We start from the raw sequence: 15,552 nt of genomic DNA, 5'->3' as shown, positions 1-15,552 counted from the left end.
TTAAACGCACATCGGCGCTCTTCTCACCGTTTATTTCCATCTGGTTTTACGATTCGTCTTCCAACTGCGCTGAGGCCTTGTGGCGTTGACGGTTTCAAAACCGTGGGGAAAGCAGCGCGAGCAGCCGGACTCTTCCCCCAGAACCACTCTCGAAACCATTGTGCCGGACACCTTCTTAGGTAAATCCGCCAGCCCTGCTTCATTGCTCCCAAACGCCCTGATAAGACGAACTTCTCTTTTCTTCACTCTTCTCTCCTTTAGGAAAATACCTAAAAGAGAGCACCTTTTAATATTGCTACTAGCATGTGTTGTTTAATTAACCACTACAAATTTCGGGGGCGGACTCTACCACATTCAACTCTTCGAAACCCTCTCCTCAATCACCGCCTGCACCCATTCCCGGTATTTGGCGCTGGGCCTCAGCATTTTCATTAAATCGCCTGGCTCAATGTCGTCGGGTAGTCCCGGCTCGATGACAAAGCGTTCGAACCAGGCTTCGCCGTTGCGCTCCCAAGCGGTGTCGACGATTTCGTCAATGAGTTCCTCCCGTGTGGCCTCATCGCTGGCGTCGGTTAATTCCGCCATGGTTTCCGGTTCGGACAGAATCATCTCCGCATAAGATTCCGCCGAGGCGCGCAGGCCTTTTAACGTCTCTTCTTTAAACTTGTCGAAGTTCATTTTCTTTCTCCCCCCAAAAAGAAATAAGAAATTGCTTACCCTCGACAATAATCCAGGTTAGCCCTACAGTGCCAATCTTTCGGTCGTTCAGAATAGAGAATCAGTGAAGTAGTGGAATGGAACGAAATGGATAGCATGAAAGTCATCCTGGCGCGGCACGGCCAGACGGTCTGGAATCAACAAGGTCGCCTGCAAGGCCGCCTCAACTCCGACCTGACGGACCAGGGCAAAGCGCAAGCAGACAGGCTGGCGACGGAAGTGAAGCAATACCGCTTCGCCAAGGTCTATTCTTCACCCGCCATACGTTGTATGGAGACATGCAAGGTTATTTCGCCTGATTTTGAAATAAACGATTTGCTGCAAGAACAGAACTTTGGCTCCTATGAAGGCCTGTCCCTGCATGACATAGACCGAAGAGACCCTTCCGCCAGGGCCATTATCCGGGGAGAACATCCGTCCGCAAAAGCCTGCCGGAATGCCGAAAGCCTGTTGCAAGTCGCTCACAGAGCAAACCGGTTTCTAGACATGGTTTCAAGCAACCATCGTCACAACGAGACGATACTGGTCCTCACTCACGGTAATTTCTTAAAGGCGCTAATCTGGTGGATACATGCCCAAGACCAGGCCAGCGCCAGCCAGTACACCCACTTCAATTGCGCCTATTCCGAAATCACGTATTCGAACAATGAATGGACAGTGTCTTTTTGGGGCAAGGCTTCGCATCTTATTGGGGTGTTGTGAGAAAACAGGCGCCCTTTGCATCCCCTCCTTACATATTATGATGCGACCGGTCCCGCGTATTAATGGGACGGGCGAAGGAGGATCTGCCGCGGCCGGCGGTCATTTCCGCATAGCCTGAGCGGTACACGACGGCTTTTTCCTCCAGGCTGTAGAAGCTGCGGGCGCCGCGTTCGTTGCGGTCTTCGACGCGGATGGAGCCGGAGGAGATATGCACGAACCCTTGATATCCGGTGACCTCAACAAAGACATGGGTTCTGGAAAGTTTGGTGCAGAAGCGCTCCACCCAGGGCGACAGCGCGCCGGCGTATCCGCCGCCGCAGGCCAGTACGTGCACATCGATGAAGTTCAGGGGCAGACCTTCCTCACGTAAGTCGCCCGCCATCTGTTCCGTGGTGAACGCTTTGAACACCCCGCCTACCCAATGCTCCGCCTCTCTATCGTAGTGCTGACGGTTTCTCGGCAACCAGCCGTTCTCCTTGTTTCACGTACGCAGATTAACGGCGCATTCTTAGGAACCTTAAGAGTTGTTTTTAAAGTGAAATTCAGAAATCAGAAATTTTTTTATTTTCTTTGCATCCAAATGCCGCGTCCGTGTCGTCTTTATCTACGAGTTTCAAATTCAGGGTCCGAGACCCGCTAGCCATACTTAGATAGATCACACTTAGATAGATAAAGGATAGAAAGATGAAAAAGTTCGCCGCGCTGACCACTCTGATGATCGCCACCGCTGGTTTCACTTCCTCAGTATTCGCCGAAGGCAAAGCGGATCGTTATTGCGATGAGAAATATTCCAGCTCCAGCAAGAGCTACAGCGCCAATAGTTACGCCAGCGCTGACAGCTACGGCAATTCCTACGACAACGCCGGCGGCCTGCTGAAAACTTCTTCAGCCAGCGCCAGCTCCTCTAAGGTCGTCACCAAAGTCACCACCTCTGTCGGTGAAGTATTCGCCAACGCGCAAGGCATGACCCTTTACACCTTCACCAAGGACAGTAACGGCGCATCCGTCTGCTACGACTCCTGCGCAGACAGCTGGCCTCCGTTTTTCGCCAAGAAAGACGCTAAAACCTGGGGCGACTTCACCGTTGTCGCTCGCAAAGACGGAACCTATCAGTGGGCTTACAAAAACCAGCCTCTGTATCTTTGGGTCGGCGACCGTCAGCAAGGCGACGCGACGGGTCATGGCGTAGGCGACGTGTGGTACGCCGCTCAGCCTTAATCATTCACCAAGCCTCTTCCTTTGCTGGTTAAATAGCCATATTGAGCGCTGATAGCGACCAAGCCGTCAGCGCTATTTTTTCATTCTCCACACAAACAGTTAACGCCACACCTGCGTTTCCTGTGAGTCCCTCGACAGCGTTCAAAGAATTTACACCTTCTTAATTTTCAGCTTGTTTAAAATTCAATCTAACCCCCGCGCCAGGGGCGTTTAGGCCTATCGTTAGATTGCACAAAAACGATACAAAACAGACGCTTAGCTTTGTATACATAATCCTCGATTTTTGCGAAATTATCCTTAATGGAATAAGCCTTTTGGCCTTTAGTGGAAATGCTTATATAACGAATTTACAGTTCCCGGATGGCCACTTCCTGAAAGAGTTAAGAAACACCCCAATAAGCGGGGTTCTAAAGAGATTGGCCTGTTTTGTGCCTTATAGGTTCCCTGAGCAATCTCAAGAAATTTTTCATTGCAGTACTAAATCTAACTACAACCCACACCAGGAGGTAACAATGAAAAGATTAGCGTGCTCACTCGCACTAACCGCGTTTCTGCCGTTTACAGCGATGGCGGACTCTATCTCTCCCACTACTTACTCCGCGACGCTTGATGTCGGCGAAAGCGTGACCATCACCAAGACAGTCACCGTTGACGCTGAAGCGAGCACATCCAAGGTAGACGTATTCTTCCTAATGGATGAAACCGGTAGCATGAGTGGAGAGATTGCAGCGGTTAAAGCCGCCGCCAGCTCTATACTGGGCACAGCAGCGGGCTTTGGCGACATTAACTTCGGGGTCGGCGGCTATCGTGACGCCAGCGATTTCTTCGCTTATCGCACCCTGACCGATATGACCAGCGACACCTCAGCGGCCCAAGCGGCGATCAACACCTGGACCGCCGGTGGCGGCGGCGATTTCCCCGAAGCGAATATCTACGCGTTGGAACAGGTCGCCACCACCATTTCCTGGCGTCCGGACGCAGAGCGCATCCTGCTGTGGTTCGGCGACGCAACGGGCCATGACCCCTCTTTGGGCTCAACTGAAGCCAGCGCTACCGCCGCTTTGCAGGCAGCCAGCATCCAGGTTGAAGCGATTGACGTCGCTAACTGCACTTTCGGCTTCTGCTTAGACGGCACCGGTCAAGCTACTCGCATCACCAATGCGACTGGCGGCACCTATCACGCAGGCATCGACACCACCACATTGGTAGACACTATCAATGACGCCATTTCGACCGCTATTTCTTCTTATACTGAAGTGGCGCTCGATATCTCTGGCGCGCCTCCCGGCATGGTTTCCGTGTCTCCTGCGTCTTATAACGGCTCTTTCACCCGCGACAGCGCTGCGACCTATGATTTCGAAGTCACCTTCACCGGCACTACTCCCGGCACCTACGACTTCGACATCTACGCCACTGTTGACGGCGGCAGAGTCGCTACCGAGCGCGACCACATCGTTGTCGGCGCAACTGTTCCAGAACCCGCCAGCCTGGCGTTGATGGGTCTGGGTCTGGTTGGCTTGCTGGCTCGTCGCAGAAAAAGCTAAGTAATCCGCTACAAATAAAGGGCGTTGTTTAACGCCCTTTTTTTTTATCCCGCATATTGGATTACACTCTCACAAAAGCATGATGCTAATTTGTCTGAGAATTATAAGGTCCCTATCGATGAACAAACGCCTCTCTTTAGCGCTGGCGATTTTTTTCGCCGTTGGCGGCAGTCACGCCGCCATTACGCAACCCAGCTCCGCTCAGTCCGACAGCAGCCTTTTCTTTCTTGACGCGCCTCCCGCCGGCGGCGAGCTGCAGCCCGCCAATCAGGATCTCGCCACCGCGCTGGACCTGATTCGGCAGCAAAAGTTTATGCAAAGCCAGAAGCTGCTGGATGATATTCTCGCCAAAGAGCCGAATAACTCACTGGCGCTGGAGCTGAAAGGCACGGTGCTGGCGTTGCAGGGAAAACTCAAGGAAGGGCTCAAGCAGCTACAAAAAGCCACGCAATTGGCGCCAACGCAAAGCTCCGCCTGGACCAAACAAGGCGACGTTCACACCGCCCTGAAAGAACCCAAGAAGGCGTTTAACGCTTACAAAACCGCCGTCGGCTACAACGACAACGATGCGCGCGCGCATCAACGGCTGGGCTTGATCTATCAGGAACAAGGCGAGGTCGCCAAATCTATTGAGCACCTGGAGAAAGGTCTGGCCAACACGCCAGAGGGTTATGTGGGCGTCAAACTTAATCTGGCGGAGCAGTACGTCAAAAATGGCGAATCAGGCAAAGCCATCAAACTGCTCTCCCCGATTATTGACGCCACCAGCGACAACGCCGTCGCCCTGGTGCTGCTCGCCAACGCGTACGTCGCCAACCAAAGCCCTGAGGCGGCAATTCCCCTGTTCCAGAAAGCGCTGAAATTGTCGCCGAAACAACCTGCGCCCCTGCTTTCTCTGGGCATCGCCCAGCGCGACGCGGGTCAGCTGGATAACTCACTCAACAGCTTCAACCAATTGCTCAAATTAAAGTCAGATTGGGGGCTGGGCTATTTCCAGCGCGCGCTGACCTACACCAAGAAAGACGATCACGATAAAGCCGTCAGCGACTACCAAAAAGCGCTGCAAGACAAAGCGCTGCCGGAAAATCTGGCGGTGCAGGCCGGCGATTACTTCGCGCAATCCGGCAAACATGAGCTGGCGGAGAAAGTCTATAAAGACCTGATCAAGCGGTCCAAGACGCCTTTCCCGTACTATCAGCGTCTGGGCAGCCTGTATCAGCTGCAGAACGACCCGGTTAAGGCGAAAGCGGTATACAGCGACCTGTTAAAGACTTACCCGGACAACCCACAGAGTTATCTGTACGCAGGCTCCTTTCACGCCTTCACCCGTGACTACGCCGCCGCCGCGGACCTGTTTGATAAAGGGTTGCAACGGGCGCCGGACTCCGGCTCCCTGCGCATGGCCAAAGCCGTCGCTCTGAAACAACTGGGCGAGCTGGATAAAGCCCAGCAGGAAATGGAAACTCTGGTCAAAAATAATCCGGAATCTCACGAAGGATTGTTCCTGTTAGGCTCTCTGTATGAGGAAGGCAAGAAAACCGATCAGGCCATAGACGCCTATCGCCGCGTCCTGCATCTGAACGACTCCCACCTGGGCGCGTTGAATAATCTGGCGTACCTGCTGGGCGAGACGGACAAACTCAAGGAAGCGGAGAAACTGGCCCTGCAAGCCGCAAAACTCGCCCCCATCAACCCCACCGTTCTCGACACGCTGGGCTGGATACAATTCCGTCTGGGCAAAGTTGACGATGCGGAAACCAACATCGGCAAAGCCTACCAACTGGCCGCCAATAACCCGACCATCAACTACCATTACGCCAAAGTGAAACAGAAAAGCGGCCAGACGGCGGAAGCGCAAAGCCTGTTCAAATCCTCCCTCAGACTGGGCCTGGCCTCCCCCTGGAAAACCGACGCAGAAAAACAACTGCAGAACTAACCCGATCCGGGAGCGCGGGCGGCCCGCCCGCACTTCCCCTCTTTAAATTGAAGCCGTCTTCATTCGATCTATTGCGAATTGCAAGCTTCTGTCATCAAATAAAGCAAGCTTGCGCTCAGCCCATTTCTTTCCTGATGGCCAATGAGCAATACCGCCCTTAATGGACTCCAAAGTAGGTTCGCACCCTTCTCTTGTTAGCAACCAGTCAACAGTGGCAAGCAACTCCATCCCAAAGGGCGATTCAAAGCCACTAATTATCTCGCTGGCTTTTTCTAATGCAGGCAAATAATCCTGCCCCTCAGTATTCAAATAAGTTTCAACGTATTCTCTTTTGGTATCGTTAAAAGCGATGACGTCCAGAGGGTCACTGTCAGGAATGCGCTTATCAGACTTAAGGTAGCTACCATCTAGAGCATTCAATAAATGAGTTAAGTTATTAGCGTAAGGCCCGTAGTAATTGGCTTCAAAATGAAGCTCCAAGTCATTTTTTAAACCTTGCGCATCAATTACTCGCTGTAAAAACCAAGCAAGCTTTTGAATTTCGAGTAAGCTGCACTCCATACCGAGTATCCAATAGCGACGCACAAGTTCAGCGACCATTGCTCGTGAAGTGGTAAGCTCGCTTACACCCGCCTTTTTTGAAACGTTTTGATATTTTGCTGTGGGTTCATAAACCCGAATATCGACGCCCTCAATATCAGTAAGGGCTTTTTCAATGCGGCGCTTCACGTCCTGCCAGCTTAAACCACCATTACCGGCACCTAACGGGGGGATTGCAATTGACTTTACATGGTGTTCTGTAATAAATCGACGCAAATCCACAAGCCCCTCATCAATCCACTCCATTTTGGACTTTGCGCGCCAATGCTGCTTCGTTGGGAAATTAACAATCCACTTCGGCCCCATCAGCTCGTCTGTTTTAGTGATGAACATCTTCCCTGTGACCACATCTCCTGTTCTACAGGCCCTGACATAAGCCTGCATATTTTGCGGAAAGCGCTCTTTAAACATCAGAGCAATGCCCTTTCCCATCACTCCAACGGTATTTACGGTATTCACCAGCGCTTCCACTTCCGCCTCAAGTAAATTACCTTGTGCATACGAAATCATTAGAAATACCACCTTGGCCGCGCATGAACTGGCATGGCCATTTGTCGCTCGTGCAACCAACCATCCAATCGTTTTTTTGTGTTTTCAGTGTAACAAACCATGCCCTTTAAGGCATCGACTGGACAAGATTGATGTATCAGTGCCTCAGCCTGATATCGCTCGAATTTGGCTGGGTCATTAGGGTCTCGCTTGAAATCTCTGGACTGGATAATAGTCCAATCAATATTTTCTAGGTCGTCTAGGTCAGTGAAGAAGTCGGTCCAAGCGTAATATGCATGCCCATTGGTAAAAACAAAGGGTAGCCCCATTTCGCTGACACGGTACAAGTCGGAAACGAGAATTACAATCTCCTCATTCGGCCGCTGTTTAATTCCTCCCCATCCGCTGTGAATATTTTTCATCATTGGGGAGAACGGAGTGAAATAGAAAGGCACATAGTCATTCAAGTATCCTTTTGGCCCCACGGGAACTGCATGCGTCGCGCGTTTGTCAGTTAACTCAGGATTACCAATACTCACCCAATTAGACGAGCTAACTGGACTGTTTCCACAGTGCAAACCGTGGTCTAGAATCCAAGGAACATTTTCACGATGAACAATGCGCCAGATGAGCGCTTTCTGTGGGTTCAAACTGGTATAGATCATTGTATTAATTAACAAACATAGTCGGAACTAGGTTGACATGTAGGTCAATGCCAGCCTCCTTTAGCAGGCCAAGTACGATAGACTTATCTTCGTCTGTTTTCACAAATATTGAATGGAAATTGGCAGCACTCACGGCTGTTGGCGATAAACACTCCGCCATACATGCCTGTTTATAATCAGAGTCTGCACCGTAGCAGTGATCGGTGCTTTCCATCAGCGCCCAATTAATTGCTTCAATTCCCTGGTCATACTCCATAATTACGACTTTTTCGCCATTGTTAAGAGATAAGGGGTGTCTTGGAATAATTTTCCAAGACCTTGCTTTTGCATGAGATCTTCGTACCGCAATCAAAATAAAAGGAACGTCTATATTCCCACGCTGAGCTGCGTAGTCAAAAGGTGTTCTAGAAAAAAAATGAAAGGGTACATAACTATCTAAACTTTGCTCGGCACGGGATCGAATTATCTCAGAATCAGCAATATCCTCGAAGGAATTTGCCTGCAGCTCAGCACGCGCCATTAGCCCATTAGCAAGAATAGATGGCAGGTTCTCCAGCGCAGTCAGATGGTAAACCAGCATTTTATTTTTAATATCCCTCGGCATTGCATTATCCTCATTTCCTTCAACAGTTCCTGTGCTACGACTGAGTCTGGCGGCACATAATAAAATCTAGCTCATTTAAATCACCGCACAGTAATCCTGCAATTAGGCTGGGTAGCATTAAGGCGGCCTGATGCACTCCCAGCGCCATTGCCGCGTCAATCTGACACATCCAACTATTTGGCTTAACAAAACCATTCAACTTATTGATATTAATGACATTAAAAAGAGAGCAACACAGCGTCGGAAGGCGCTTCGCTTTTCCGGCCTACCCAACTCGCGACGAAACACAAAGCCTGCTCAAGCCCTGACTGTCCTGGGAGCGCGGGCGGCCCGCCCGCACTTCCCCGACATCTTCCAACTCATAAACGTAGGTTGGATAAGCAAAGCGCCATCCAACAAACGGATTTAACAAACAATCTCAATCCATTAAATTAATTGCATTTACTCACATGAAAACATAGCGTCGGAAGGCGCTGCACTTTTCCGACCTACTTGGTTTTGTAGCTTTTCATCTTTACATCCAATCCATCTCTGGGGACGAAGATCCAGCCTTCCGACAAAGGGGTACCGGGTTCAGGCTGTTGGAGCTGTTCGGGCTGGTTCACGAACAGCCAGGCGATCAAGGCGCAGATCAGTGCGTCCCGTTTGTCGTCATGGTCGATGTTCGCTATAAATGCGGCGTCTCGCCAGTGATCACGTATGGGCTGCTTGTCGCTGCGCCGCTCAGAGCAAAATGGCTCCAGCAGCGTCGCCATAAGGTCGGAGTGTTTGCAGGACGACGGATAGGCTTCGATTGCCTGAAGCTGACCATCCCCTTCCCAAACACCCACGGATTTTCGCCGAGACGCGAATTTTGCGAGCGCATGCATGCCTTTCGTGGCCTGACTGCCGATCATATCTTTGACCACAGACAGTGGCGTCAAGCCATGTTGGAATAAAAAACGCTCAGTGAAACGGAACAGATAAGGGTTGGCGGCGGACTCATCCAGCCGGTCGACTGGAGCTCCACCAGTGATCAGTTGCTGCAACGCCAGGGAGAAGCCCAAAGGCGTATCGATTGCTAGGGTCACAGCAGGAAGTGCCCATTTGACCTCGCAGCAATCAAGCAGCGCCTGAATCCATTCCGCCGTGGTGGCGGCCTGATTGATAACTGTCCGCAAATTCCCTCGCCAGGGCTTGCCCAGCAGGTTGCGCTGATTATCCAACACCGCCAAGGCGTCACGGCTTTTACTGTTGCTATCGCAGTTCCAGCCGCCCACATCCCAGCCGATGTAGAGCATGTCCCAGCAAACGTCGGTTCTATCCATTTTCACACCCGCAAATCAGCGCATGCAGTGATAAACGTAGGTTGGATAAACGCAGCGCCATCCAACAATCAGCATTAAAAATATCTTACAACCAACTGTATTTGAATGCATTAATCCTACGTAGACATAGCGCTAAACCTCGAAAGGCGCTGCGCTTTTTCGACCTGCTGTTAATTCCGGCCGCTGTTGTAGCGCCCGCCGTTTCAAGGCCGATCTGCGTCGCCGTCAGGAAAGAGATCGCGCCGCCGCATAGCGATCCCGGCGGCGTCGCCAGCCATCCCGTTGCACGGCCATGCACGAATAACCTTCAACTCCGCTTCACTGCGCTGTCATTTGTTTTTTTCAAGATGACATCGTGGCGGCCACTGCAAACGCCGGGGCCGAGAGGCGCATCTGTTTCTCGGCTCTGGATATCACACATCTTTCGCGTTAAACGCGCCTGAGGTTTTCAGCGATTCTGCTGCAAGCACGGGTGGCGTTTGGCCGGAAATTGAGCAGAGTTGAGATATCGCATGTTATTCAAATGGAAAACGCCCGCCGTCCTGGCCGCCGTTTGCTCCGTCGCATTCTCATTGGGATTCAGCACAGGCGCCAACGCGGGTGAAACGTTCTATCCGCCGTTCCAGGCCAAAGCCGCCAATGACAATCATCGTTTTGACGAGTTGTACTACGCGCAACCTCACAACAGCTTTGAACATGGAAGTCGTTTGAGCGAGTGGCTTGAGCGCGGTTATCGCACCCTGGAGCTGGATGTCATCGACCGCGGCGACTGGGAAAGCTGGGATAAAGGCCCCTACGTCTCCCACAGCGCCTCCCCCGGAAATCAGAACTGCAGCGCAGGCAGCGACGACCAGCTTGGTCATTGCCTGGACGACGTAGTGAGCTGGATGAACGGTCACCCCAACGCCATGCCGCTGGTTCTGTTCGTCGACATGAAAGCCAGTTGGGACCCGTTGAACGCCTGGTATGCCTCGGAAGTGGAGCAGCTGGATGAGTTTATCGGCAATTACCTGAACAGCCGCCTCGGCAACCGGTTCTATCAGTATCAGGACCTGATCAACCGCCTTAATCCACATTTCCAGTCCAACTATCGCAACACCTTGAAAAACGTGGGCTGGCCGAAGGTCTCGGAGCTGAAAGGCAAACTGATCGTGGTGTTGACCGGGGGCTTTATCGGCGACGTTAACGGACGTATGGAGACGGCGCTGATGAATCGTTTCGGCGCTCAGTCCACTTTTCTGTGTCCAGACATCGACACCGCCGACGCGGACGAATTCTCTGGCGCCATCGACTCCATGTCCGCCGAACATTCCACCTACTTTTTCTGCGGCAACGTGAAAGCCGGCGACCATTATCAGCTCACCGCCAACCGCGCGGCTCAATATAAACAGATCATGCACCTGTGGGGCGCCGCCGGAGATTTCGCCAACACTTCCTACGAGAGCGCCTGGCTGGCGGTGGCCCACGGCGTCTCCGTGATCAGCTGGAATCTGGACGCGCCCTCCTCCACGCCTGGCTGGACCGCCAGCTCCATTCCCCTGGTTGGCCAGCGCCGGGGCTTACCGGGGTACTTCAAAATCAAACCCAAGGTGAGACCGGAGTACTGCCTGGATGTGGATAAGGCGCAGTACGGCAATGGCGGCGACCTGCTGTCCTGGGCCTGCGGCGGCGGGGATAATCAGCAGTTCGTGTATACCGCGGAAGGCCAGTTACGCCCCAAAGGCGATAACCGCTACTGCGCTGACTTCAGTACCGGCTCCGCGGACAACGGCGACAAAATGCACTTGTGGGATTGCGACGGCGGAAGTTCCGAGAAATGGCGCATCACCGAGGCCGGCGAGTTCCAGAACCTGGACAACAACGGCAGCCATTGCATGGATATCCCCGGCGGAACTGCGGAATCCTCCGAACAATGGCAAATCTGGCGCTGCAGCGGCGGCGACAACCAGAAATTCTATCTGGAATCCGTGTCGGACTGGCCGCAGACGTCTTTTTAGCCCTAAATGACTGCGAAAAAGCCCTTCTGAACCGTTTCAGGGGGGCTTTTAAACCGCCACAAGCCATCAAGAATTACGAGTGGTCGCCCGCGACACCAGCCAGGGGGCGACGCGGCGGGAACGGGCCATGGCCTGGCCCTGGGTCAGAATGATCTCCAGATTTTCCATGACCGCCTGCGCCAACAGCTCCACGGGCTGGCTGATGGTGGTCAGCTGATAACCCGGCCATTCAGCCATGGGCACGTTGTCCGCGCCGACAAACTGAATATCTTGCGGCGTCTTTCGGCCCAGTTGTTGACGTATCGCGTCCATGGCCCCGAAGGCGAGCGCGTCGCAGGCGCAAAAGAGGCTGTCGATTTCCGGACGACGTTGCAGTAATTCCAGGGCGCTTTGATAACCGCTTTGATAGCTGTAATCCGGGTTGTCGCAATGGCCCAGCGGTTCGACGCCCTGGTCCCGCAGACTGTCTAAGAAACCTTGCTTGCGCTCCTGAGAAGCCTGTCCGTCGGGACGGCCGCCGATATAAGCAGGTCGCTGGGCGCCGGAATTCACCAGATGCTCCGCCGCCAGGCGTCCAGCCATGCGGTTATCGGTCTGCACCGAGCAGATTTTGCCGAAAGGGTCGTCGCGGCCCATCAACACAGAGGGAATTCCCATGGTCAAACAGATCTGCGTCGCCTGCAGCGACAACGAACCGGCGGCGATAATCGCGCTGTCCACCTGATAGGCGCCCACCAGCTGCAATGAGTTATTGATGTCGCCGGATTCATCCGGCGTCACCAGCATGGAAACCTTATCCAGCTTCTGCAGCGCCTGAGTCAGCGCGTAAAACACTTGGGATTCGTAGGGATTGGCGAATTCCGCCATCACCACCGCCACCAGACCGCTCTGTTGTCCCGTAAGTGAGCGCGCCAGGGCGTTGGGACGGTACCCGAGTTTTCTGGCGGCGGCGATGACACTGTTGCGCGTCGATTCCGACACGCTGGCGCCAGGAGTAAAGGTGCGGGAAACGGCGGAGCGTGACACCCCCGCCAATCTCGCCACATCATCGGATGTAATGCGTTTGTCCTGCATCACCAGGCGGTCTCCTCTTCCCTGACCAGATCAAACAGTTCCGGTCGGGCGATCCATACTGGTCCGCCCCGGGTCAAACGCTCTCCGCACAGAAACGTGGAACTGCGTAAGCCCGCCTCGGTTGCGATCAACTGTCCCGCCAGGGCGTCCCAACTGTTCAGCTGAGGCTCGTAGAAACCGTCGGTCAGACCGATAATCGCCTGACTGAGTCCCACCGCCGCCGACCCTGTCTGCCGGGTCACACAGCCCGCCTCGGTCCAACGGCCCATGATAGAGATGGCCCGCTGCGCATTGTCCGACTTCAGGTTATAGCCCAGACCCAACACAGCGTTATCCGCCGTCACTGGCGTCGACTCAATCTGATAACGTACGCCGTTGCGGCAGGCGCCCTGGCCTTTGGCGGCGAATAGCATCTCCCGCCTAAGGGGATGATAGATCAGTCCCATATCAGGCCCGCCGTCGGTCACCCGACACAGAGTGATAGCGAACTCTGGAATGCCGCGCAGAAAATTGGTAGTGCCGTCGATGGGGTCTATCACCCAGACACATGCTGCGCCGCCATGCGAGCGGGAAGTCGCCGCTAAGCCAAACTCTTCGCCAAACAGGCCGTCATCGGGACAAAGCGCCTGAATGCGCCGCCGTATCAGGCTCTCCACGTTCCGATCCGCCTCACTGACCAGATCCTGGCGGGCCTTTCGCTCCACTCGCAAGGAAGCGCGCTGACTGAAATAACTCAGCGCCAGTTCGCCGGCTTCCCGCAGAATCGCTTCAGCCTGCTCCCGCTGCATAGCGTTCTCCTTGCTGATCTAATCGCGCGTTCAGTGGCGCGCCGGTGATGCAACACCAGCGCTCCCCATCCTCCGCCACCGACACATCGACGCGAGATCGGATGGACTCGGCCACAGCGGTATGCTGGCCGTCTTCAATGTGATACAGCAATAAATGACGAGGACGGGCGCTTTGCAATTGGCGCAGGCAGCCGGGCAAGTCGCCATGATGGCTGCCCTCGCCCTGCTCCATAGGAGAAAAACACTCCTGCATGGCCATCACGCATCCCCTCATCAAGCTGGCGCTTGCGGCGGTCGGACGACCGTCTCCGCTGTAAAACAGAGAGCCCGTAGGATGGGAAACGGGCCCTTTTTGCTCCAGGCGCAACGCCAGATTGCTAACGCTGTGCTGGGTCGGCGCCGTTTGCAGCGTCCAGGGGCCGATTTCCGTGGTCAGGCTGGCGTCGCGCCACTGAATAGCGAAGGGCAACTGTTCAGGCCAGGCCGCATAAGTGGACATCCACTCCAGGTGCGCCTGCTGACCGGGCTGACAAAGAATCTGCAAAGGCTGACGCCGCCCGGCGGAGCCCCACTGGTTCAACAGCGCGGTCAAGCCGGAGGCGTGATCCGGATGAATGTGGGTCAGATAGATCGCGTCGATAGCGTCCGCCGCCAACTGACGCCGCCACAGCGCCTGGGGCACTGTTGGTCCGCAATCGATCAGCAGGCGGAAGTCCTGTTCCTGCACCAGTACCGCGGCGTTCACCCGATAACGGTCGTAGGCTTCGCCGGTTCCAATAATCTCAAGCAGCATGGGCGCGCTCCATCTGCGAGGCCAGACTCATCGCATGCTCGTCAAACAGATGCAGCATGTCCGGCTTTAATCTGACGCCCACCTCGGTTCCGGCGCGAGGCGCTCGGGTAGTTGTCTCCATGATCAGACGATGCGTTTGAATACGTCCATGCACATAGGCGATATTGCCCAGCTCCTCCACCACGTCAACCTGCATGCGCAGGTCGCTGCTGTCGTCGATGACGAGCCCCTGAGCGCGTATGCCCAGCTCCAGTTGCACGCCAGCTTTCAGGCCTGCTCCCCCCGCATTCAAGTTAAATCTGGACGCGTCGACCTGAATCGCCTGCCCCCACGGCAGCTCCAGAGAAACATCACGGGCAGTCAGCGCCCTCATGCGCACGGGCAGAAAGTTCATGGCGGGTGAGCCGATAAAACCGGCGACAAAGCGGTTGGCGGGCTGATGATATAACTCCAGGGGCGTACCCACTTGCTCGATAACGCCATTGCGCATCACCACGATGCGGTCCGCCATGGTCATGGCTTCTTTCTGGTCATGGGTGACGTAAATCATGGTGGCCCCCAGGCGCTGATGCAGTTCGGACAGTTGCACCCGCATCTGATCCCGCAGTTTGGCGTCGAGGTTGGAAAGCGGCTCATCAAACAGAAATACCTCCGGCTTGCGCACGATCGCACGCCCAATGGCCACGCGCTGACGCTGACCGCCGGACAGCTCCGCCGGTTTGCGCTGGACCAGCGGTTGCAGTTGCAGCAATTCCACCGCCTGTTGAATGCGCCGCTCCCGCTCCGGTTTGGCGACGCCGGCCATTTTCAGGCCAAACGCCATGTTGTCCCACACGGTCATGTGGGGATACAACGCATAGGACTGGAACACCATGGCGATGCCCCGGTCCACCGGGTCCAGCTGATTCACCAAGCGCTCGCCGATACGGATATCGCCGCCGGAAACAGTTTCCAGCCCGGCGATCATGCGCAGCAGTGTGGATTTGCCACAGCCAGAAGGCCCCACCAATACCAGAAACTCGCCGTCTCTGACCTGTAAGTGGATATCCCGCAGCACGGTCTGTTTTTTGTATTGCTTGCCCAGGTTTTGCAATGTAACGGAAGCCATCAGCGAAATT

The 15,552-nt window shown here is 54.3% G+C and carries 16 protein-coding genes; 5 read left to right on the top strand and 11 right to left on the bottom strand.

Features of this window, described 5'->3' with window-relative positions; all coding sequences use genetic code 11:
- Positions 1–30 precede the first annotated feature (30 nt).
- Entirely contained in the window at positions 31–246 is a 216-nt protein-coding gene (locus tag EUZ85_RS17640; protein WP_129498750.1) for a phosphate ABC transporter substrate-binding protein, read from the bottom strand.
- A gap of 108 nt (positions 247–354) precedes the next feature.
- Positions 355–678 (bottom strand): hypothetical protein, encoded by a 324-nt coding sequence (locus EUZ85_RS17635; protein WP_127970521.1) that lies wholly within the window; start codon positions 676–678, stop codon positions 355–357.
- A gap of 126 nt (positions 679–804) precedes the next feature.
- Here EUZ85_RS17635 and EUZ85_RS17630 point away from each other — a divergent pair, with 126 nt between their 5' ends.
- Complete coding sequence (locus EUZ85_RS17630; protein ID WP_127970520.1) at positions 805–1,419, top strand: histidine phosphatase family protein; 615 nt, start codon at positions 805–807, stop codon at positions 1,417–1,419.
- Positions 1,420–1,447: 28 nt separating this feature from the next.
- Here the strand turns inward: EUZ85_RS17630 and EUZ85_RS17625 are convergent, their stop codons facing one another.
- Positions 1,448–1,882 carry a hypothetical protein gene (locus EUZ85_RS17625; protein WP_127970519.1) on the bottom strand — a complete coding sequence of 145 codons (435 nt, stop codon included), beginning with the start codon at positions 1,880–1,882 and terminating at the stop codon, positions 1,448–1,450.
- 221 nt (positions 1,883–2,103) lie between these two features.
- Between EUZ85_RS17625 and EUZ85_RS17620 the strand changes: the two genes are divergently transcribed.
- The 3 genes from EUZ85_RS17620 (at position 2,104) to EUZ85_RS17610 (ending at position 6,117) form a co-directional block, all read left to right on the top strand.
- Positions 2,104–2,637, top strand: a complete 534-nt coding sequence (locus EUZ85_RS17620) for a hypothetical protein (protein ID WP_127970518.1) — start codon at positions 2,104–2,106, stop codon at positions 2,635–2,637.
- A 512-nt stretch (positions 2,638–3,149) separates the two neighbouring features.
- Entirely contained in the window at positions 3,150–4,181 is a 1,032-nt protein-coding gene (locus EUZ85_RS17615; RefSeq protein WP_127970517.1) for a vWA domain-containing protein, read from the top strand.
- Positions 4,182–4,299: 118 nt separating this feature from the next.
- A complete protein-coding gene (locus EUZ85_RS17610) occupies positions 4,300–6,117 on the top strand; it encodes a tetratricopeptide repeat protein (RefSeq protein ID WP_164887278.1) in 1,818 nt (605 codons plus the stop codon).
- 42 nt (positions 6,118–6,159) lie between these two features.
- Here EUZ85_RS17610 and EUZ85_RS17605 read toward each other — a convergent pair whose 3' ends face one another.
- The 4 genes from EUZ85_RS17605 to EUZ85_RS17590 form a co-directional block, all read right to left on the bottom strand.
- Positions 6,160–7,227 carry a macro domain-containing protein gene (locus EUZ85_RS17605; protein WP_127970515.1) on the bottom strand — a complete coding sequence of 356 codons (1,068 nt, stop codon included), beginning with the start codon at positions 7,225–7,227 and terminating at the stop codon, positions 6,160–6,162.
- On the bottom strand, positions 7,227–7,871 hold the full coding sequence (locus tag EUZ85_RS17600; RefSeq protein WP_127970514.1) for a DUF4433 domain-containing protein: 645 nt from the start codon (positions 7,869–7,871) through the stop codon (positions 7,227–7,229). The genes EUZ85_RS17605 and EUZ85_RS17600 overlap by 1 nt, the downstream gene beginning before the upstream one ends.
- A 4-nt stretch (positions 7,872–7,875) precedes the next feature.
- Positions 7,876–8,475 (bottom strand): DarT ssDNA thymidine ADP-ribosyltransferase family protein, encoded by a 600-nt coding sequence (locus EUZ85_RS17595; RefSeq protein ID WP_127970513.1) that lies wholly within the window; start codon positions 8,473–8,475, stop codon positions 7,876–7,878.
- Positions 8,476–8,963: 488 nt separating this feature from the next.
- On the bottom strand, positions 8,964–9,782 hold the full coding sequence (locus EUZ85_RS17590; protein ID WP_241567071.1) for a DUF429 domain-containing protein: 819 nt from the start codon (positions 9,780–9,782) through the stop codon (positions 8,964–8,966).
- Between the two features lie 512 nt (positions 9,783–10,294).
- Here EUZ85_RS17590 and EUZ85_RS17585 point away from each other — a divergent pair.
- Entirely contained in the window at positions 10,295–11,779 is a 1,485-nt protein-coding gene (locus tag EUZ85_RS17585; RefSeq protein ID WP_127970512.1) for a ricin-type beta-trefoil lectin domain protein, read from the top strand.
- 66 nt (positions 11,780–11,845) lie between these two features.
- Here EUZ85_RS17585 and EUZ85_RS17580 read toward each other — a convergent pair whose 3' ends face one another.
- From EUZ85_RS17580 to EUZ85_RS17565, 4 genes are read right to left on the bottom strand one after another with little or no spacing between them, the layout of a single operon-like run.
- Complete coding sequence (locus EUZ85_RS17580; RefSeq protein WP_127974506.1) at positions 11,846–12,853, bottom strand: LacI family DNA-binding transcriptional regulator; 1,008 nt, start codon at positions 12,851–12,853, stop codon at positions 11,846–11,848.
- Entirely contained in the window at positions 12,853–13,641 is a 789-nt protein-coding gene (locus EUZ85_RS17575; RefSeq protein ID WP_127970511.1) for an inositol monophosphatase, read from the bottom strand. Before EUZ85_RS17575 ends, EUZ85_RS17580 begins: the two co-directional genes overlap by 1 nt.
- A complete protein-coding gene (locus EUZ85_RS17570; protein ID WP_127970510.1) occupies positions 13,622–14,434 on the bottom strand; it encodes an MBL fold metallo-hydrolase in 813 nt (270 codons plus the stop codon). The genes EUZ85_RS17575 and EUZ85_RS17570 overlap by 20 nt, the downstream gene beginning before the upstream one ends.
- Entirely contained in the window at positions 14,424–15,542 is a 1,119-nt protein-coding gene (locus EUZ85_RS17565; protein WP_127970509.1) for an ABC transporter ATP-binding protein, read from the bottom strand. The genes EUZ85_RS17570 and EUZ85_RS17565 overlap by 11 nt, the downstream gene beginning before the upstream one ends.
- Positions 15,543–15,552 lie beyond the last annotated feature (10 nt).

This window comes from Hahella sp. KA22, assembly GCF_004135205.1.
GTDB lineage: Bacteria > Pseudomonadota > Gammaproteobacteria > Pseudomonadales > Oleiphilaceae > Hahella.
This window is presented reverse-complemented; position numbering and strand designations above follow the sequence as displayed.

Excerpts from the sequence above, each read along its gene's own strand:
- EUZ85_RS17635 (WP_127970521.1), bottom strand. The coding sequence starts at position 678 with ATGAACTTCGACAAGTTTAAAGAAGAGACGTTAAAAGGCCTGCGCGCC.
- EUZ85_RS17605 (WP_127970515.1), bottom strand. The coding sequence starts at position 7,227 with ATGATTTCGTATGCACAAGGTAATTTACTTGAGGCGGAAGTGGAAGCG.
- EUZ85_RS17585 (WP_127970512.1), top strand. The coding sequence starts at position 10,295 with ATGTTATTCAAATGGAAAACGCCCGCCGTCCTGGCCGCCGTTTGCTCC.
- EUZ85_RS17570 (WP_127970510.1), bottom strand. The coding sequence starts at position 14,434 with ATGCTGCTTGAGATTATTGGAACCGGCGAAGCCTACGACCGTTATCGG.
- EUZ85_RS17580 (WP_127974506.1), bottom strand. The coding sequence starts at position 12,853 with ATGCAGGACAAACGCATTACATCCGATGATGTGGCGAGATTGGCGGGG.
- EUZ85_RS17600 (WP_127970514.1), bottom strand. The coding sequence starts at position 7,871 with ATGATCTATACCAGTTTGAACCCACAGAAAGCGCTCATCTGGCGCATT.
- EUZ85_RS17590 (WP_241567071.1), bottom strand. The coding sequence starts at position 9,782 with ATGGATAGAACCGACGTTTGCTGGGACATGCTCTACATCGGCTGGGAT.
- EUZ85_RS17630 (WP_127970520.1), top strand. The coding sequence starts at position 805 with ATGGATAGCATGAAAGTCATCCTGGCGCGGCACGGCCAGACGGTCTGG.
- EUZ85_RS17565 (WP_127970509.1), bottom strand. The coding sequence starts at position 15,542 with ATGGCTTCCGTTACATTGCAAAACCTGGGCAAGCAATACAAAAAACAG.
- EUZ85_RS17595 (WP_127970513.1), bottom strand. The coding sequence starts at position 8,475 with ATGCCGAGGGATATTAAAAATAAAATGCTGGTTTACCATCTGACTGCG.
- EUZ85_RS17575 (WP_127970511.1), bottom strand. The coding sequence starts at position 13,641 with ATGCAGCGGGAGCAGGCTGAAGCGATTCTGCGGGAAGCCGGCGAACTG.
- EUZ85_RS17610 (WP_164887278.1), top strand. The coding sequence starts at position 4,300 with ATGAACAAACGCCTCTCTTTAGCGCTGGCGATTTTTTTCGCCGTTGGC.
- EUZ85_RS17620 (WP_127970518.1), top strand. The coding sequence starts at position 2,104 with ATGAAAAAGTTCGCCGCGCTGACCACTCTGATGATCGCCACCGCTGGT.
- EUZ85_RS17615 (WP_127970517.1), top strand. The coding sequence starts at position 3,150 with ATGAAAAGATTAGCGTGCTCACTCGCACTAACCGCGTTTCTGCCGTTT.